Source organism: Microcystis sp. BLCC-F209 (genome assembly GCF_041928595.1).
In the GTDB taxonomy this organism is placed as follows: domain Bacteria; phylum Cyanobacteriota; class Cyanobacteriia; order Cyanobacteriales; family Microcystaceae; genus Microcystis.
Genome location: NZ_JBHFLL010000053.1, coordinates 1 through 18,183, shown reverse-complemented (window position 1 = coordinate 18,183; position 18,183 = coordinate 1). Strand labels below are relative to the sequence as shown.

The 18,183-nt window shown below is 45.4% G+C and carries 13 protein-coding genes; 2 read left to right on the top strand and 11 right to left on the bottom strand.

Translation table 11 applies throughout. The features are described 5' to 3' along the window. Window positions 1–167: 167 nt before the first annotated feature. The 9 genes from ACE1AQ_RS03605 to ACE1AQ_RS03565 all read right to left on the bottom strand — a co-directional run bounded on the left by ACE1AQ_RS03605 (window position 168) and on the right by ACE1AQ_RS03565 (window position 10,607). Window positions 168–1,232 (bottom strand): glycosyltransferase family 4 protein, encoded by a 1,065-nt coding sequence (locus ACE1AQ_RS03605; RefSeq protein WP_008203127.1) that lies wholly within the window; start codon window positions 1,230–1,232, stop codon window positions 168–170. Window positions 1,233–1,310: 78 nt separating this feature from the next. Then, window positions 1,311–2,594: a serine hydroxymethyltransferase gene (gene glyA / locus ACE1AQ_RS03600; RefSeq protein ID WP_008203125.1), complete on the bottom strand. Its 1,284-nt coding sequence runs from the start codon at window positions 2,592–2,594 to the stop codon at window positions 1,311–1,313. A 474-nt stretch (window positions 2,595–3,068) separates the two neighbouring features. Next, the gene (ppc, locus tag ACE1AQ_RS03595; RefSeq protein WP_008203123.1) at window positions 3,069–6,125 is read right to left on the bottom strand and encodes a phosphoenolpyruvate carboxylase; all 3,057 of its coding nucleotides are present in this window, start codon (window positions 6,123–6,125) and stop codon (window positions 3,069–3,071) included. Between the two features lie 322 nt (window positions 6,126–6,447). Continuing rightward, on the bottom strand, window positions 6,448–6,636 hold the full coding sequence (locus ACE1AQ_RS03590; protein ID WP_008203121.1) for a hypothetical protein: 189 nt from the start codon (window positions 6,634–6,636) through the stop codon (window positions 6,448–6,450). Beyond that, window positions 6,633–6,920, bottom strand: a complete 288-nt coding sequence (gene minE, locus ACE1AQ_RS03585; RefSeq protein ID WP_002764792.1) for a cell division topological specificity factor MinE — start codon at window positions 6,918–6,920, stop codon at window positions 6,633–6,635. The genes ACE1AQ_RS03590 and minE overlap by 4 nt, the downstream gene beginning before the upstream one ends. Window positions 6,921–6,949: 29 nt before the next feature. Continuing rightward, on the bottom strand, window positions 6,950–7,750 hold the full coding sequence (minD, locus tag ACE1AQ_RS03580) for a septum site-determining protein MinD (protein WP_008203116.1): 801 nt from the start codon (window positions 7,748–7,750) through the stop codon (window positions 6,950–6,952). A 180-nt stretch (window positions 7,751–7,930) separates the two neighbouring features. Beyond that, window positions 7,931–8,758 carry a septum site-determining protein MinC gene (gene minC, locus ACE1AQ_RS03575; protein WP_110544746.1) on the bottom strand — a complete coding sequence of 276 codons (828 nt, stop codon included), beginning with the start codon at window positions 8,756–8,758 and terminating at the stop codon, window positions 7,931–7,933. A gap of 12 nt (window positions 8,759–8,770) precedes the next feature. Beyond that, entirely contained in the window at window positions 8,771–9,121 is a 351-nt protein-coding gene (locus ACE1AQ_RS03570) for a hypothetical protein (RefSeq protein WP_103112913.1), read from the bottom strand. 166 nt (window positions 9,122–9,287) lie between these two features. Continuing rightward, window positions 9,288–10,607 (bottom strand): four-carbon acid sugar kinase family protein, encoded by a 1,320-nt coding sequence (locus ACE1AQ_RS03565; RefSeq protein WP_110544748.1) that lies wholly within the window; start codon window positions 10,605–10,607, stop codon window positions 9,288–9,290. A gap of 149 nt (window positions 10,608–10,756) precedes the next feature. Between ACE1AQ_RS03565 and lpxA the strand changes: the two genes are divergently transcribed. Together lpxA and lpxB are read left to right on the top strand one after the other, a co-directional pair. Further along, the gene (gene lpxA / locus ACE1AQ_RS03560; RefSeq protein ID WP_106908827.1) at window positions 10,757–11,593 is read left to right on the top strand and encodes an acyl-ACP--UDP-N-acetylglucosamine O-acyltransferase; all 837 of its coding nucleotides are present in this window, start codon (window positions 10,757–10,759) and stop codon (window positions 11,591–11,593) included. 193 nt (window positions 11,594–11,786) lie between these two features. Further along, on the top strand, window positions 11,787–12,992 hold the full coding sequence (gene lpxB / locus ACE1AQ_RS03555; RefSeq protein ID WP_110544765.1) for a lipid-A-disaccharide synthase: 1,206 nt from the start codon (window positions 11,787–11,789) through the stop codon (window positions 12,990–12,992). A 164-nt stretch (window positions 12,993–13,156) separates the two neighbouring features. Here the strand turns inward: lpxB and gcvP are convergent, their stop codons facing one another. Both gcvP and ACE1AQ_RS03545 read right to left on the bottom strand, forming a co-directional pair. Further along, the gene (gene gcvP, locus ACE1AQ_RS03550; RefSeq protein ID WP_008202763.1) at window positions 13,157–16,144 is read right to left on the bottom strand and encodes an aminomethyl-transferring glycine dehydrogenase; all 2,988 of its coding nucleotides are present in this window, start codon (window positions 16,142–16,144) and stop codon (window positions 13,157–13,159) included. Between the two features lie 108 nt (window positions 16,145–16,252). Next, the gene (locus ACE1AQ_RS03545; protein ID WP_110544750.1) at window positions 16,253–17,878 is read right to left on the bottom strand and encodes a glycosyltransferase family 39 protein; all 1,626 of its coding nucleotides are present in this window, start codon (window positions 17,876–17,878) and stop codon (window positions 16,253–16,255) included. Window positions 17,879–18,183 lie beyond the last annotated feature (305 nt).

Genomic DNA, 18,183 nt, shown 5'->3' with positions numbered 1-18,183 from the left:
GGCTCTCCCAGCTTTGGTGGGTAAAATGTATTCTAAGATACATTTCTCAAGAGCGAGGGGGTGGAACGAACCACAAAGACACAAAGGACACAAAGATCGATCGATCCTATGTCAATTAAACTTATCACACAGAACCTAGAAGAGCATCGTGCCGAGTTTAAGATGGATTAGGGTTCACTGCCACGATTGCGCCAGACTTGCCAACCGACGTAACCGAGGAGGAGAGTCGCGCCAAAGGCAAAACCCCAACCACTGGGAACATTGGAGAAACCGAGGGCTAAACTGCCCACCCAGAGAGTTAGGGCGTAGATAAATAATACTGTCAGACGGTGAGAGATACCCGCTTTCAGTAAACGATGGTGTAAATGACGTTTATCAGCCACAAAAGGGGATTTTCCGCGTTTGAGACGGGAAATAATCACCGTGGACATATCGAGGAGAGGAACTGCGAGGATGAGATAGGGTAATAGGACGGCGGTAACGGCAACAGTAGTCACAGCAGTAGTTTTCGCCAATCCAATCACCGCCACACCCGCCAGGGTAAAACCCATAAAATAGGCCCCACCATCCCCCATAAAAATTTGGGCGGGGTTAAAATTGTAACGCAGAAAACCCAAGGCCCCACCCGCTAAAGCGGCGGCGATAATAGCGGCGGCCGGTTGTCCCATCACCAAAGTTACAATCAAAATCACGACGGCAGATATACCCGAAACCCCCGCCGCTAATCCATCTAAACCGTCAATCCAATTAATCGCATTAGCCATCCCCACTAACCAGAGGAGAGTAACTGGTAAACTTAGCCAATGAATTTGTAATAAATCGCCGAAGGGAATAGAGAGGAAATCGATCCTAACGCCAGCTTGCCAAGCTAGAAAAGCGACGCTAAACTGCATTACCAGACGATTGAGGGGCGAAAGATTAAAAAGATCATCCGCTAGACCGATGAGGAAAAAGCCGAAACCGCCTAGGGTTACGCCCCACACTTCCCATTCTCGATCGCTTTTTAAACCAGCAAACCCTCCCAACCACCAAACGATCAGGAGGGCCGTTAAAGCGCCGACAAAAATCGAAACTCCCCCCAGTCGAACCATAGGCTTTTCATGGACCTTCCTTTCGTTGGGTTTATCGACGTAACCGCTTTTCAGTCCGACGGTTCTGACGAGGGGGGTACTCCAAAGTACCACGGTATGGGCGATCAGAAAAGCAATTAGATAGTATAAATCTCCGGACATGGGAATTGGGGGGCGATTTAATTCACAATTGGCAACTGACAGGCAATCGCCAATTATGAACTTTTATTATCTCTCTTTTTAGGCCAAGGCGGGGACGGAAATATGGAGATGGGGATAGAGGGGGAAGCTTTCACAGAGTTTGGCTACCCGTTGACGGCAAGCAGTTCTCAGGACTTCATCACCTGGATTAAGGAGAATATCGGCGATAATGTTGCCAATCTCGATAAATTCCGTTTCTCCTAGTCCTCTGGTGGTCATAGCCGGGGAACCCAAGCGCAGACCACTGGTGACAAAGGGAGACTCGGGATCGAAGGGAACAGTGTTTTTATTAGCGGTAATATTAATGGTACTCACCAGGCGATCGGCTTCTTTCCCGGTCATGCCCACGGATCTTAAATCGAGTAACATCAAGTGATTATCCGTACCATCGGTGACAATTTTAATCCCTCTAGCTTTCAACTGACTGGCTAAAGCTTGGGCATTAGCGATTACTTGGCCCGAATAGATTTTAAACTCCGGTTTCAGGGCCTCCCCAAAAGCCACAGCTTTCGCCGCAATCACGTGTTCTAGGGGTCCGCCTTGGGTACCGGGGAAGACGGATTTATCGAATTTTTTGCCTAATTCCTCGTCTTTGGTCATAATTAACCCCCCCCTAGGACCGCGCAGGGTTTTGTGAGTGGTGGTAGTGACCACATCACAGTGGGGTAGAGGGTTAGGATGATGACCGGTGGCCACTAAACCGGCAATATGAGCGATATCTGCCATCAGATAGGCCCCCACTTCGTCGGCGATGGTGCGGAATTTCTCGAAATCAATCCGGCGCGAGTAGGCAGAATAACCACAGATAATTAGTTTTGGTTTTTCTTTGCGGGCGATGTCAAGGATGAGATCGTAGTCCAGGAGTTCGCTTTCGGGACTTACTCCGTACTGTACCACTCGGAACCATTTCCCGGAAACGTTAACGGGGGAACCGTGGGTAAGATGACCACCGTGGGAGAGATCCATGCCCATAATCGTATCGCCTGGCTGCAAGAGGGTCAGGAAAACGGCGAAATTAGCTTGGGCCCCGGAGTGGGGTTGTACGTTGGCGTGGTTTGCCCCAAATAGTCGTTTAACCCGATCAATCGCTAATTGTTCCGCTTCGTCAACGTATTCGCAACCGCCATAGTAGCGTTTTTTGGGCAGTCCTTCTGCGTATTTGTTGGTTAAAACCGAACCCTGGGCGGCCATGACGGCAGCCGAGGTAAAGTTTTCACTAGCGATTAATTCTAGGTGATCTCTTTGACGTTGCAGTTCTTTTTGCAGAATCCCTGCGATCGCTGGATCCGTCAGGGATAGTATATCTAGGTTGGTATCAGTCACGGTTACTCGATCCTTTTTTTGACAATTTACCTGTAATCATTGGGTCACTGCTTCCATTTTGGCACAATCTCTAATCTTCCGACACACCGGTGAGCTTAATTGCTTCTCTTCGGGGTCGCTCATCAATTGTCAACCGTTAGCAGTAAAATCTTCATTTTTAGTTAATAGATAATAGTAATATTAACCAGTAGAATCCTTCCCGGTGGGGATTGAGTAATAAAATCGGAAGTAATACTAAATCTGGTTATTAAAGACTGATTATTTATTCCCCTTTTTGCATGAGTGCATGAGTAGAAAACGGGTTTCTCCGAGAAACCCGTTTTCTGTGCGTTACTCAAATGCCCAATTTTAGCTGTGATTTTCCCTTGAAAAATAACAACTTAGTAGAAATTATACAAAAAGTTTACAAATCCCAAAAATAGGGTGGATTACCTTCAAGATAACCACCCGAAAACTACCATTAATTATCTGTAATCAACCGGTATTTCTCATCCCTGCGGCAATACCATTAATCGTCATTAAAGCACCCCTTAATAACTCCTCTTTAGAATAGCGGAAATGAATCACACCGGATTGAGCTTGACTATTGTATTGACGTAAACGCTTCAGGAGAGACACCTGTAGGAAACCGAGGGGAACGATCGAACCGTTGCGTAACTGCACCGAGCGCTGTAAACTCGGATCATTATCTAATAAATGTTTCTCGCCAGTGATCTGGAGAACAATCTCGCTAGTGCGATTATATTCCTCTTTAATCCTTTCAAACAGACGTTCAAAACGTTCTCGATCTTCCTGTTTAGAAAGTTCACTGACGTAGTGATAGGCCATCTGTAGATCCACCTTTGATAGAGTCATTTCTGCCTTAGAAATCACCATCTGGAAGAAAGGCCACTTGTGATAAAAATGGCGTAACAATTCCAAATTTCGGTTAGGAGAATCATCGAGAAACATCTGTAAAGCTGTCCCTAAACCATACCAAGCCGGTAAAAGAAAACGGGTTTGGGTCCAACTAAATACCCAGGGAATTGCCCGCAGGGTACTTAAATCCTGTTGACCACTTTTCCGGCGGGCCGGTCGGGAACTAATCTGTAAAAGACTAATTTCAGGAATGGGAGTTACGGACAGAAAGAAGTCTAAAAAGTCCGGTTCTTCATAAATCAAACTGCGATAGGTTTGCCGTGAACAGGTGGCCAAGTCCTCCATGATGCGATTCCAGGGTTCGAGATCATCAAAACCACTGCCCAGTAAACTTGCCTGTATGACTGCCGTTACGGCCGTTTCGAGGTTATACAAGGCCAATTCCGGTAAGGAGTATTTCGAGGCTAAAACCTCGCCCTGTTCCGTGATTTTAATGCGACCGTTAATAGTTCCCCGGGGTTGGGCGAGGATAGCGGCGTAGGCCGGTCCACCACCGCGACCGACGGAACCGCCCCGGCCATGAAAAAGACGTAGATCCACGCCGTATTGTTTAGCGGTTTTCTGTAAAGCCTTCTGGGCCTTATGAATTTCCCAATTACTGCTTAAAAAGCCGGAATCCTTGTTACTATCGGAGTAACCCACCATAATCTCCTGTAAATTACTCGGTTCGAGGATGGCCGGTTCCGGGGTCACTTCCTCCCCGTTTAAAGCCGCTAAATGGTCGTAACCGCCGGCTAGGGCTGCCCGATAGAGGGGCAATTCAAACAAAGTCTGCATGATGCCGGGGGCGTGTTTGAGGTCATCGACGGTTTCAAAGAGGGGAACGATGCGGAGGGAACTGCGGCTAGTGGCGGGGTCGTATAAACCGGCTTCTTGGGCTAATAACAGCACTTCTAGCACATCGCTGGCCTCGTTGGTCATGCTGATAATGTAGGTTTGGCAGATTTCCAGACCAAATTCCCCTTGCAGACTTCTTAAAACTCGCAGGGTTTCAATGGTTTCGCAGGTTCTTTCCGAGAAGGGCATTTCCCGGGGAATTAGGGGCCGACGGGTTTTTAATTCCTCCACTAACCAGGCGATTTTTTCTGATTCGGTTAATTTGCCATAGGGTTTCGGTAAAACTCCGAGATAGGCGGCGATTTCTTCGATACATTCGGCATGACGGGTGGATTCTTGCCGAAAATCTAACTGAGTCAGGACAAAGCCAAAAATCTCTACTTGGGCGATCAGTTGCTCGAGTTCTTGACAGGAAAGACCAGTTTGCAAGAGACTGCGCTGTAATAGCTTTAATTCGGCTAAAAACTCGGAACCGGAGCGATAGATGTTGGTTTCGTTGAGTTTAGTTAATAATTGTCGTTCTTCCGGGTCATTGAGGCGGTTATTGCGATCGCAGGTATTTTCCAGACGTTTTTGAATAAAGGCCAATTTCAGGCGATAGGGTTCCTGACGGTAGCGGATGGCCAACTGGCTATAGATTTCGGGCATTTGCTGTTTATCTCTGTCTAGAGAGTCCAGCAACTCCGGCAAGACGTGACACCAGTGCAGGGAGGCGCTTAAAATACTGGTCAGGTCGTGAATAGCATCGAGATATTTTTTAATAACCAGATTGCGCTGATAACAGCAGGTTTTCCAGGTGACTTCGGGGGTAACGGAGGGATTGCCATCCCGATCCCCTCCCACCCAAGAACCGAAGCGACAGAAGTTATTTTTCGGCGCTTGTAAACGGGGAAAGGAGGATTGTAGGCTTTGCTGCAGACGTAGGGTTAACTGGGGTAGGGAATCGAAGAGAACTTCATCGAAGTAGTGCAGGGCATAATCCACCTCATCGACGACGGTGGGTTTAAATTGATGTAGTTCATCTGTTCGCCACCAAAAACGAATTTCTTCTTTTAACTGTTTGGTGACTGTTTGTGCTTCTCTGGAGTTAGTTAACCCCATGCTGCGAAAGATTTCTTCTGCTTGGTCGAGTTTTTCGAGAATGCCCGAGATGCGGCGCTGTTTAATGCGAATGGTATGACGGACAATTTCCGTCGGGTGGGCCGTAAAAACCAGACGAATATCTAACTGATCGAGAAGACGCTGGATTTCTTGGGGGGGGACGTTAACCTGTTTGAGATAGGGAAATAACCAGTGAAATAGTCCCGATTTTGGGCTGGAATTATCGGACCCGTTCAGGGTTTTTTCTAGCCAATCAGCCCCCACAATGGTGGCTAAAATGCTTTTTTGCGTTGGGTCTGTCTTGGGACTTTCGTTTTCTTCCCCGATCACCGTCCGTCGCAGTAGTTGCTGATCCCTTTGTTCGTAGTGTTGTTCGATGATATTGATTAACTGGAAATAGAGGGCAAAAGCGCGGGTGACTTTGATCGCTTCCCCTAGTTCCAAGTCTTCAATCATTTTGGCGATCGTTGCTTCCGCACTATCATCGGTCACTTGTCCTTCCTCAGAACAGAGATGGCGCAGTAATTCCAGTAAATCGACTAATTCTTGACCACATTCGGAGACCAAGACTTCTTTCCATAAATCTTCGGTTAATTTCAGTCTTTGCTGCAGAAACAGGTTGGAAGTGGTGAAAATATCCTGTTCGGTTTCGGTCGAGGGGACAAGGACGCTCATAATTTCAGTAAAAAGTGAAAAGGATTTAGGAGTTAGGAGTTAGGAGTGGGGTGGGGTGTTGGGTGTTGGGGTAGTGGGGCAGTGGGTAATTTAGCTGAAATTTCCCTATCTCCCTAAATCCCTATCTCCCTAAATCCCTATCCCCTGTTCCCTGATATATCGGGATGTACTTTGTTGAAATGATTAGTTCTTAGGGTTTGTCAAAAATGAGATTTTATCCCAAAGAATCACATTTTTTGCAATTTTTAACAAAAATTTCACTATCCTAGCCTCTTTTCAGGAGCAAAAGGACTTTTTTCTTGGTAACTCTTTCCAGAAAAGATCATCGGTCACTGTTTGCCGGTAACTGATCGGCAATATTGAGAAGGGGTAAGCGATCGCCGCGAAACACTTCCTCACTTTCCTGGCCCAATTCAATTAACCAATGATTGAGGGAACGCAGGGCTAGATAGGAGAGAAGGAAGGGACTAACCGCTAGACTAAGACAAAGCTCGATCGGTGTAGTTTTCATGGCAATTTCTCGGTTAAAGGACGGCGTTTGATCCGACGAATCGGAAAATTAGCAATCAGGGCTGTAGTTCGTTGGTCACTTTCTAGGAGTAACTCGGTTTCCTCGGTGTCGATATCAAGATAACGACTGACCACTTCTAAGATTTCTTGACGCATCATATTGAGAATTTCGGGACTAAGATCGGCGCGATCATGGGCCAGAATAAGTTTTAAACGTTTTTTAGCTTGGTCGCCACTTTTGCCCGAACCTCGCCATGCGAGAAGTTTATCGATCAGGTCATTCATAGTAGGTTAAGGGGTTGAGATGAGAGAGTTTAGGGCCCAAATAAGCGACGACGCAGACGAGTAAGAAAACCTTCCTGACCAGCCATTAAATCTAGAAACGGCACATCGCGACCCTGTAAACGTTGGGCAATGTTTCTAAAGGCCATGGCGGGGAGAGAGGTCTTCTCCTCTAATACTAATGGTTCCCCTTTATTAGTGGAAATAATAATTTTTTGATCGTCGGGAATAATCCCCAACAGGGGAATTACCAAGAGGTCGAGAATATCCTCGACGCTGATCATCTGGTTAAGTTGAATCATTTCCGGCCGCAGCCGGTTGACAATCAGACGGATACTTTTAATATCCTCGCTTTCTAGTAATCCCACCACCCGATCGGCATCTCTCACCGCCGACATTTCTGGGGTAGTAACGATGATCGCTTCTTGGGCAGGTGCGATCGCATTGCGAAAACCCATTTCAATTCCTGCTGGGCAATCAATCAATACATAGTCATAACTTTTTGACAATTGGGCGACTAAATCCTTCATTTGATCGGCAGTAATTGCCTCTTTGGTACGATTTTGTGCCGCTGGTAATAAGACCAGATTTTCCTGTCTTTTATCCTTAACTAAAGCTTTATCAAGGCTACAATCTCCCGCCACCACATCGAGGGCAGTATAAACGATACGCTGTTCTAATCCTAACAATAAATCGAGATTTCTTAGTCCGAAATCGGCATCGACAAGGGCGACTCGACAGCCTAATTGAGATAAGGCTGAACCTAAGTTCGCCGTTACCGTCGTTTTACCGACTCCTCCCTTTCCCGATGTCACCACAATTACACGAGCCATAATTTATATCAGTTATCAGTTATCAGTTATTAGTTATTAGTTATCAGTTATCAGTTATCAGTTATCAGTTATCAGTTTTATAGAGTTTTTCGTTTCAACGCAGTTAATCGCTATTTTTACCAGTGACTGAATCACTGTTTACTGATCACTGTTTACTGATCACTGTTTACTGGTCACTGCTCACCTTTTTTCGACCCACCCCACTTTATCTTTAAATGTGTAGGTTCTGGAAAAATTATAAGCCCCAATGATGCGAATTCCTCCTTCGCTGGTACAGGCAATTTCTGGTTCCATGCGATCGCTATCTAAAGCCGGGGCCCGTGCCACTAATTCCGCGATCCTCAGTTGAGTTAAATCGATTCGCAGGGCCATAATTACCGCCGCTCGATCGCCGCGGAATCCGGCATGGGCCACACCGCGCAAACTCCCCCAAACTAATATATCGCCATCAGCGACGATCGATCCGCCGGGGTTGACATCGCCCATGACTATAACTGTACCCGGGTGACGGATTTCTACACCCGATCGCAGGGTGGTTTTTAAGTACAAAGGTTCGGCAAGGGGAGATTGGGAAGGTTGCTCATCCCCGAAAACCCCCGGATTGGAGCGCATTTGTTCGACATTGTAACCCATAGTTGCCGCTGCCACTGCGGTTTGTCTTCTTTGGGTTTGGATCGTGTGCAGGGGTAATTCGGCACTGTCTAAAATTGTGGCGATCGCTTGTAGTTGCCGCGTATCCATCAGGCGATCGTTGGCCTGTAGGTGTACAGGGGTTCTAGGGGGGCAGTTTTGGCCGCTATTACGGAGATAATATTTTAATCCTGTCAAGATATCCGTCCAATCCTGACTTGTCTCCCCAGTGCCGGTTTTGGGTAAAATTAGCACCAATTTCTCGCCCTCACTTTTTAGGTGGATTTGGGCGTATCTCGACATTACCGAGGCTGATGGCGCAATTTTTTCGGTTTCTAGGTCGATTTCTTGATTTATTTCGGTTTTAGTTTCATTCATAAAGATAATTTTTTACTTAAACAAGACAAAGCGTAAAATAGCGATCAGCAAACCGACGGAAGCGGTAATCAGTGAACCCCCTAAAATGGTTATCAATGCCCAAATTTGATTTTTTTGACTGCCTTCGACTATTTTGAGGCGATTATCCATCCCTTCGACTCTTTCGGTTAATTTGGCCTGTCCTATCTCTAGGGATTTAACATCTTGCTTGATTTCCTTAATATCAGCTTTAATTTCGCCAATATCAGCCTTAATTTCGACGATACTATTCTCGATCGCCGTGAAACGAGTCTCGATCGCTTTTTGTCCGTTGATAATTAAGTCTTCTAGCCTTTGCAAGTCCGTATCGGCAACAGTTTTCATAAAAATTAACTGGCTATCAGTATAGATGTTTCTTTAATTATGAACCTTGAGCAGCCGGCAGCAGTGGGAATTATGAATTATGAATTATGAATTGGGGAGCTTTTTTCAGTAATCAGTGAACTGAAAACTTACATCTGCTCACTGCTCACTGATCACTGATTGCCTCCTATTGACACAAACGTTGATAAACTGTAGCTAAAGCTTGGACATCACCGACATTACCCGGGAAAAGAACCACAGGTAGATTAGGAAAGAGATGATGATCGGCTGCTGTACGGACCATGGAGACACCGGGGAGAATCTGACCGAGTAAACGGGCCGATTGCAGGCTTAAACCCGTACTTAAGACATCATTAGAGGTAATACCGCCTTTACTGATTAAAAAACTGATGTCACCGGGTAAACCCTTAACAATGTCCATTAACAGGGTGGAGACGGCAACCCCAAAATCAAGGCGTTTCTGCACAGAAGCAAAGGTTAACTCTTGCCGACTGGTATAGATCACGGGGGTTTGTTTATTTTTGTGAATAAGCTTGACTTTTTCCAGAGCTTGTGCTAAGAGTTGCTCTTGTTGATCGGGACGATCGCGCAATGCCGTCACATCGATTTCGACTCCGACGGTGTTGGGTTGTTGAAGCAGTTTATCTAATTGTTGGCTAGTTTTTTTGACGTGGGAACCGACGATAATTGCCCCGGCTTCCCCCGTGGGCTTATACTTACCCATAGATTCGGGTGCGATCGGTTGAGTTCCTAAATTAGCCAAAGAAGTTAAAATACTGGCGGCACTGCGGAATAAAAATTTTTTTCCCTCCCCTGCGGCGGTTAAAATATCTTCGGCAAAGCGATCGAGATCCGCTTGAGTTTCCCCATCTACCACCCCACATTGATTATTTTCGAGCTTTTGCAATCGTTCTAAACTACCTTGACGGATATCTGCCAGTAAAAATCTCTCCACATCATCTGCTTTAATTTTACCTTTCGTTTTCTCCTCCACATAATCCGGCAGATAACTGTAATGGTAGGCAAAAACCGAATCCCGAGCAAATTCTGTCTCGTGGACGGGAGTGGGAACGCCATCGATGATTAAATAGTGAATACTATCGCGGGTGATTCTGCCCCCCTCAAAAAAGGCTGGAATCAGGAAATGAGCATCAAAACCGCCCAATTCTTCGGCAATAACATCAGTTTCGATCGGATAATGCCCGCGCAGGGTAGAATCGGAACGACTAACCACCAAAAAATCCTCGATTCCCTCTTTAGTTAAGGCAGTTTTCAGGTTATGACAGACTTCTCGCGTGACAGACTCGGCTTTTTCGGGGGTTAAAGCGCGAGTATTGGTCAAAACAAAGAAAATTGGCGCATTATCTGCCAATCCCAAGCGGAGAGTATCTTCATCCCACCGCATCAATAACAGACAACTATGGACTGTCTGGGAACCTGTCGGGTCGTCATCTAAGACTATAATTTTAGGTCTATTATTACTCATATATTTTTTATCAGGATGGGAGGGACGAAGGAACCAAGAGAATCTGGTTAATAGTTTATCGGGTTCTGGTTCCCCATTAAAGTCGTCCCCTCCGCAAGCAACCGCTATCAATCTTGATCACATCTGTCCAATATAGGATAAGCTATACCATGATTCATACAGTGACGAAGTTGAGCGCGGGAGACTTCCCTTTGAATACGTTAATCCACCCCACTGCGGTTATCCATCCGTCGGCAAAACTTGATCCCAAGGTTAAAGTTGGTCCCTATGCTGTGATCGGGGCCAATGTGGAAATTGAAGCTGATACAATTATTGATGCCCATGTGGTCATTGAGGGTCCGACCAAAATTGGCAAGGGTAATCATATTTTTTCTGGGGCTGTTATTGGTAATGAACCACAGGATTTAAAGTATAAAGGTGGCGAAAGTAGCGTAGAAATTGGTGATAATAACCAAATTCGCGAGTTTGTCACGATTAATCGCGCCACGGATACTGGAGAAGTTACCCAAATTGGCAATAATAATTTATTAATGGCCTATGTTCACGTTGCCCATAATTGTATTTTGCAAGATAACATTATTATCGCTAATAGTGTCGCCTTGGCCGGTCATGTCCATATTGAATCAAAAGCAGTTATCGGGGGGGTTTTAGGAGTACATCAATTTGTTCATATTGGCAAAATGGCCATGTTAGGAGGAATGAGTCGTATTGATCGCGATGTTCCCCCTTTTACTTTAGTAGAAGGCAATCCCTGTCGCGTGCGAACTCTTAATTTAGTCGGTTTACAAAGAGCAGGTTGTACCGATGAAGATCTAGCTTTACTGAAAAAAGCTTTTCGGATTATCTATCGTTCTAATCTAAATCTTCAGGAGGCTTTAGAACAAGTTTCTCTCTTAACCGATAACCCTCATGTTCAACATCTCTGTCAATTTTTACAATCCTCTACCACAGGAGAAAAACGTCGCGGTTTAATTCCGGGGAAATAACTTATTGATTGAGGAACAGTCTGTGGGGAGTGGGAATTATGAATGATGAATTATGAATTATGAATTGGGGAGCGGGAAGAAAAAGCGTTCGACAAAAGCTCACCCCGAAGTCTGTCTTCTCAATCCTGACTCCTATCTCCTATCTCCAGCAATCCTGTCTCCTGAATTCTTTTATTATCAAATAATTATCCAAATGCGTATATTTATTAGTACAGGTGAGGTATCGGGTGATTTACAGGCAGCCATGCTGATTGAATCCCTTTTTAAACTAGCTAAAACCCAGGCAATTGAGTTAGAAATTTTTGCCCTAGGTGGCGATCGCATGGAGTTAGCCGGAGCAAAAATGTTGGGTAAAACCACTCGACTGGCTGCCATGGGATTAATTGAATCTATCCCCTTTATTTGGCCAACTTTACAACTACAAAAACGAGCAAAAGAGTTTTTTAGAGATAATCCCCCTGATATCATTATTTTAATTGATTATGTGGGGGCAAATGTGGCGATCGGTCAGTCGGCTAAAAAAATTATTCCCGGTGTCCCAATTATCTATTATATTGCCCCACAGGTGTGGATTTGGTCGGAAGAAAATATTCCCTCAGCTAAACTAAGGTCCACAGCAGAAAAGTTATTTAATACGGAAAAATTAATCGCCGTCACCGATAAATTATTGGCAATTTTTCCTGCCGAAGCCCGTTTTTTTGAAACAAAAGGTGTACCGGTAACTTGGGTGGGACATCCTTTAGTTGATCGTATGGCCAATGCTCCCAATCGCCAAGAAATGCGGCAAAAATGGGCAATAAAACCCAAAGAAACGGTGATCGCTTTGTTACCCGCTTCCCGTCAACAGGAGTTTAAATATCTCGTGCCGACGGTGTGCGCTGCTGCCCAAAAATTACAGGAAAAAATTCCCGATATTAAGTTTTTAATTCCCGTTCCCCTAGCTTTATACGAACCAAAAATGCGAGAATTGGTGGCGGAATATGGATTAAATGCGGTGATTATGGAACGAGATCAGACTTTAGAAGCAATTGCAGCGGCTGATCTGGCTGTGGCTAAGTCTGGTACAGTTAATCTCGAAATTGCTTTATTAAACGTGCCGCAGGTGGTGGTTTACCGTTTAAGTGCAGTTACTGCTTGGATTGCCCGCAATATTATGAAGCTTTCTGTACCATTTGTCTCACCGGTAAATTTAGTTCTAATGCGAGAAATTGTTCCCGAATTATTACAAGAGGAAGCTAATCCAGAGAGAATTATGCAGGAATGTCTAGATTTATTATTAAATCAGCAACGTCGCCAAAAAATGTTAGATGAATACGCAGAAACTAAGGCCGGTTTAGGAACAGTAGGCAGTTGTGAGCGAGTGGCACAAGAGGTATTTAATACTAAATCCAGTTATTAAAAACTGATTATGTATTACCCCTTTTGCATGAGTGCATGGAGTAGAAAACGGGTTTCTCGGAGAAACCCGTTTTCTGCGCGTTACTCAACGGATTTAGTTCCAAAAAACCCAAAAAAAGCGGGGTAATTTGCCACTACCCCACCAATACTATCAAGGAATTACGATTACTTATAAGCGTCCATACCCTCACAGGAACAAACCAGATTTCTGTCCCCGTAGGCATTATCAACCCGTCCGACTACTGGCCAGAATTTATAATCTTTTAGCCAAGAAAGCGGGTAAGCTGCCTGTTGACGGGAATAGGGACGACTCCAATCATCGGCAGTTAAAACCGCAGCTGTGTGGGGGGCATTTTTCAAGGGATTATCGTGGGGATCCATGCTACCATTAGCGATCGCTTGTACTTCTTGATAGATAGTTAACAAAGCTTCACAAAAACGGTCTAATTCCCCCAAAGATTCGCTTTCCGTGGGTTCCACCATCATTGTACCCGCCACGGGCCAAGAAACCGTCGGCGCGTGGAAACCGAAATCCATCAAGCGTTTTGCCACATCTTCCACCTCGATGCCGGCCTGTTTTTTCAGGGGACGTAAATCGATCACACACTCGTGGGCAACCGTTCCCGCGCTACCCTTAAATAACACCGGATAGGCCGACTCCAGACGAAAAGCCATATAATTAGCGTTCAAAATTGCCACTTCTGTCGCTTTTTTCAAGCCAGCGGCCCCCATCATAGCGATATACATCCAAGAAATCACCAAAATGCTGGCACTACCCCAAGGCGCGGCCGAAATTGCGCCAATCGAGTCCTGATGCTTACCGTTAGCGGTTTCTGGGGATAATTTCGCCAAAACCAGGGAAACATCGGGCAGAAAAGGCACTAAATGGGATTTGACTCCAATTGGTCCCATACCCGGTCCCCCCCCACCGTGGGGAATACAGAAAGTTTTATGGAGATTCAAGTGACAGACATCGGCGCCAAAATCCGCCGGACGACATAAACCCACCTGAGCATTCATATTGGCGCCATCCATATAGACTTGACCACCGTATTGATGAATCAAGGCGCAAATTTCGCTAATTCCCTGTTCAAAAACGCCGTGAGTGGAAGGATACGTTACCATCAAAGCCGCTAGATTATCCTGATGCTTCTCGGCCTTAGTTTTCAGGTCATTAATATCAATATTGCCCCGAGAATCGCAATTAACCGCCACTACTTTCATACCACACATAACGGCACTGGCAGGATTAGTCCCGTGAGCGGATTCAGGAATTAAGCAAATCTGACGATGACCTTGACCGCGACTTTCATGGTAGGCTCGGATCACCTGTAAACCGGCATACTCTCCCTGAGAACCAGCGTTCGGTTGTAGAGAAATGCCATCAAATCCGGTAATTTCCCCTAACCAAGTCTCTAACTGTTGAAAGAGCAGTTGATAGCCTTCTGCTTGGTCAATCGGTGCAAAAGGGTGTAATTTGCCGAATTCTGCCCAAGTTACCGGAATCATCTCCGCTACGGCATTGAGTTTCATCGTACAGGAACCGAGGGGAATCATGGAAGTATTTAAGGCTAGATCCTTTGTTTCCAGACGGTGCAGATATCTGAGTAATTCCGTTTCCGAGTGGTAACGATTGAACACCGGCTCGGTAAGATAGGCACTGGTACGGGTTAGATTAGCGGGTAATTCTAGACTAATTTTCTCGACTAATTCCGCCGTGGTAAAGGGCAATTCCTCGGTTGGCGCAAAAATTTGCCATAAATCCCACACATCCCTGAGACTGCTGGTTTCATCGAGACTAATTCCTAAATTATTCTCATCAAAATAACGCAGATTAATCTTATGGGTTTTGGCCTTGGCGAGGAAATCCTTAACTCCCGTGGATACCGTAACTTTGAGCGTATCGAAGCGCGGTTCTTTCCCCACCTCATAACCCAACTGTTTTAAGCCAGTTGCCAATAAAGTGGTTAATTTCTGCACTCTTTGGGCGATTTTCTTGATTCCTTCTGGTCCGTGATACACCGCGTACATGGAAGCAATCACCGCTAGTAACACCTGTGCGGTACAAATATTACTGGTGGCTTTATCCCGGCGGATATGTTGTTCCCGGGTTTGCAAAGCTAAACGCAGTGCGGGTTTACCCTGACTATCCTTCGATACCCCGACAATGCGCCCCGGAATACTACGTTTATAGGCATCTTTGGTGGCAAAATAGGCGGCATGGGGACCCCCATAACCCAAGGGAACCCCAAAGCGTTGACTGCTACCCACGGCAATATCAGCCCCCAATTCGCCGGGGGGAGTCAACAGGGCTAAACTGAGAATATCGGCGGCAACGGTGACTAAAGCCCCATTTTCCTGCGCTTTGGCGATAAATTCCCGATAGTCATAAATTACGCCATCGGTGGCCGGATATTGCAATAATGCGCCAAAAATCGGCGTTTGGAAGTCAAAGAGACGATGATCCTCGATAATAATATCAATACCTAAAGGAATCGCTCTGGTTTTAACAACTTCAATCGTTTGGGGATGGCAACTACTGGAGATAAAGAAAGCATTGGCTTTAGTTTTACACAGTCCGTAACTCATGCTCATCGCTTCCGCGGCTGCTGTTCCTTCATCGAGGAGGGAAGCGTTAGCAATTTCCAGACCGGTTAAGCTAGTGATGAGAGTTTGGAAGTTTAAGAGAGCTTCTAAGCGTCCCTGGGCGATTTCCGCTTGATAGGGAGTATAGGCGGTGTACCAACCCGGATTTTCTAAGATGTTGCGGAGAATTACCGGCGGGGTGATACAGTCATGGTAGCCCATGCCAATAAAGGAGCGAAATACCTGATTTTTTGAGGCAATCGCTTTTAATTGGGCAAGAGCGGCGTATTCACTCAAGGCAGGTGGTAGATTAAGGTTTTTTTGTAAACGAATTGCTGCGGGGACTGTTTGAGCGATTAACTCCTCCACGGTAGCAACACCCAAAACCGCCAGCATTTTCTCGATTTCCGTCTCCGTCGGTCCAATATGACGGTTAACAAAGCTATCGGTACAGTCTAGCAGGTCTTGCAGGTCAGCAGGAGCGAATTCCTCAGTTTTCTCGGCCGTAATTGACCTATTTAGCATATTAATCTCGGTTTCAACAATTACAAAAGTGTTGCGTTTCATCGCTAGGGGTGATTTTAACGCAACTTGTAAAATTTTTGTAACATTTGAAGCCGGCAAGTTAAAGCCTAAGCTAATTTGCTATCGAAAGTACGCACAAAATTAACCTCACTACTGCTTCGTCACCAAAAACCAACCAGAATCCATCGACTCGATCACCTTTAACCCTTCTAAATCAGTAGCTTCTTTGGTTTGACGATCGATAATTAGGTAAGGTTGCTTGTGACTTTGCCAATGATTGATTAATTCTTCAGCAGCAAGGGGAAAAACCCGACGACCACTATAAAAATTTAATGAGGGACGCTCGTAGGCAAAAGCAATATAAACAGGGCGATCGGCTGGCACATATTTCTGCACTAAACTCGCCACCGGTTTGACAGGGAAATTCTCATTTAATTCCCAGATCCACAGGGGAGAATTGACAAAAATAAACAAAGAAACCAACATTCCCCAAAGTAAAACCACGCTGAATTGTTCCGAGCGCCGGGCTAACAAAATCGCCGTTGTCACCATAGTCAGGGAAATTGACAATAAGCTTAAAATAATTAAGGGATGGATCGGTTCGATCAGGGCAAAATTACCAGGAAAATAGGCCATTAAAGCTAATAAACCCGCCACAACGCCGATAATACCCACAATAATTGACCAGATGGGATGATAGGGGCGATCGATGGGAAGATTCACCACCTGCGCCAAGGCATAACCGGCCGCTAAAGCTAAGGCCGGATAGATCGGCAGAATATACCAAGGCAACTTGGTCGCCATTACCGAAACCACCAGCAGATAAACACCCGTCCAAACTAACAGTAACTTCCCCCAACTGTAGAGATGTTCCTGACGGGCTAAACCTAAACCCCAAACCGAGAAAATTAACCACGGCCAACTATATTTCAGAATTTCCAGCAGATAATACCAAAACGGTCCGCGATGATCGTCCAGATGGTCACTAACTCGCTTTAACTGTTGAACAAAAAGGGAATCGAGAAACTCCCGCTCGTAGTGCCAAAATTGGGCGCTATACCAAGCAAAAGCGGGAGTTGCTCCCAATAACCAACCCGACCAAAAATAGGCAGAAGTTAATAACCGGGGGGTATCCCAGAGCAGAAAAATCAAGCCGATACCCGCCAATAATAGCCCCATAATACCCTTAGTCAGACAAAGGAGGGCAAATCCTAACCCCGCCCCCACAGACCAGCGTAAATCGCGCCGTGAGCGCAGTAAACCAACAAACATCAGCATTTCAAAACACAATACCGCTCCATCCAACATGGCTAAACGGCCATGGCGCACCACCGGCAAAAGAGTTAAATAGATCAAGGCCGACAGTAAAGCTGGCAAACGAGCGGGAAAAATTTCTCGACCGAGAAGATAGAGAAGCGGCACCGATAAAGCTGTAAAAAAAGCGGGAATTAGTCTAGTATTAGCCTCATTGATGCCCCAGAAATGGTAGGTTAGACCAATCAAACTATGAATCAAGGGCGGTTTATTCAGGTAGGGATCACCCCAAAAACTGGGAAATAACCAGCGCAATTGTTCCAGGGGGGTTTGGCTAATTTCCTTGGCCACCTGAGCGATGGTCGCTTCATCCCAATCCCGCAAGGGTAAATTCCCTAATCCCACTAGATAGATAATTAAGGCCGCTATTAATAATCCCAGTAAACACAGAAATTCTTTAAAATTTTCTCTCTGACGCAATTTATAACTAGAATATCCCCAAGTAAATTTTTGACGGTTCATAAGCTAGGTCAGTAATCAGTAAACAGTAAACAGTAATCAGTAAACAGTAATCAGTAAACAGTAATCAGTAAGGCTCTCCTAGACTGGTTATAGCAAATTAGTAGTTTCAATGAGCCTAATCCCTTAAATAGCCTAGAATCCAACCAAGCAAAAAGCTTTGATTATTTTGGTTCTTCGGTTTGTGTTATGCAATGGACGGGAGTTATAAGGGGTGAAACCCTTATATAGAAAGACATGGCTGCGATTTTTGCCAATTGTTTTCAATCTAGAACGAGCTAATCAATTAAGTCCCTTGCCAGATAAGG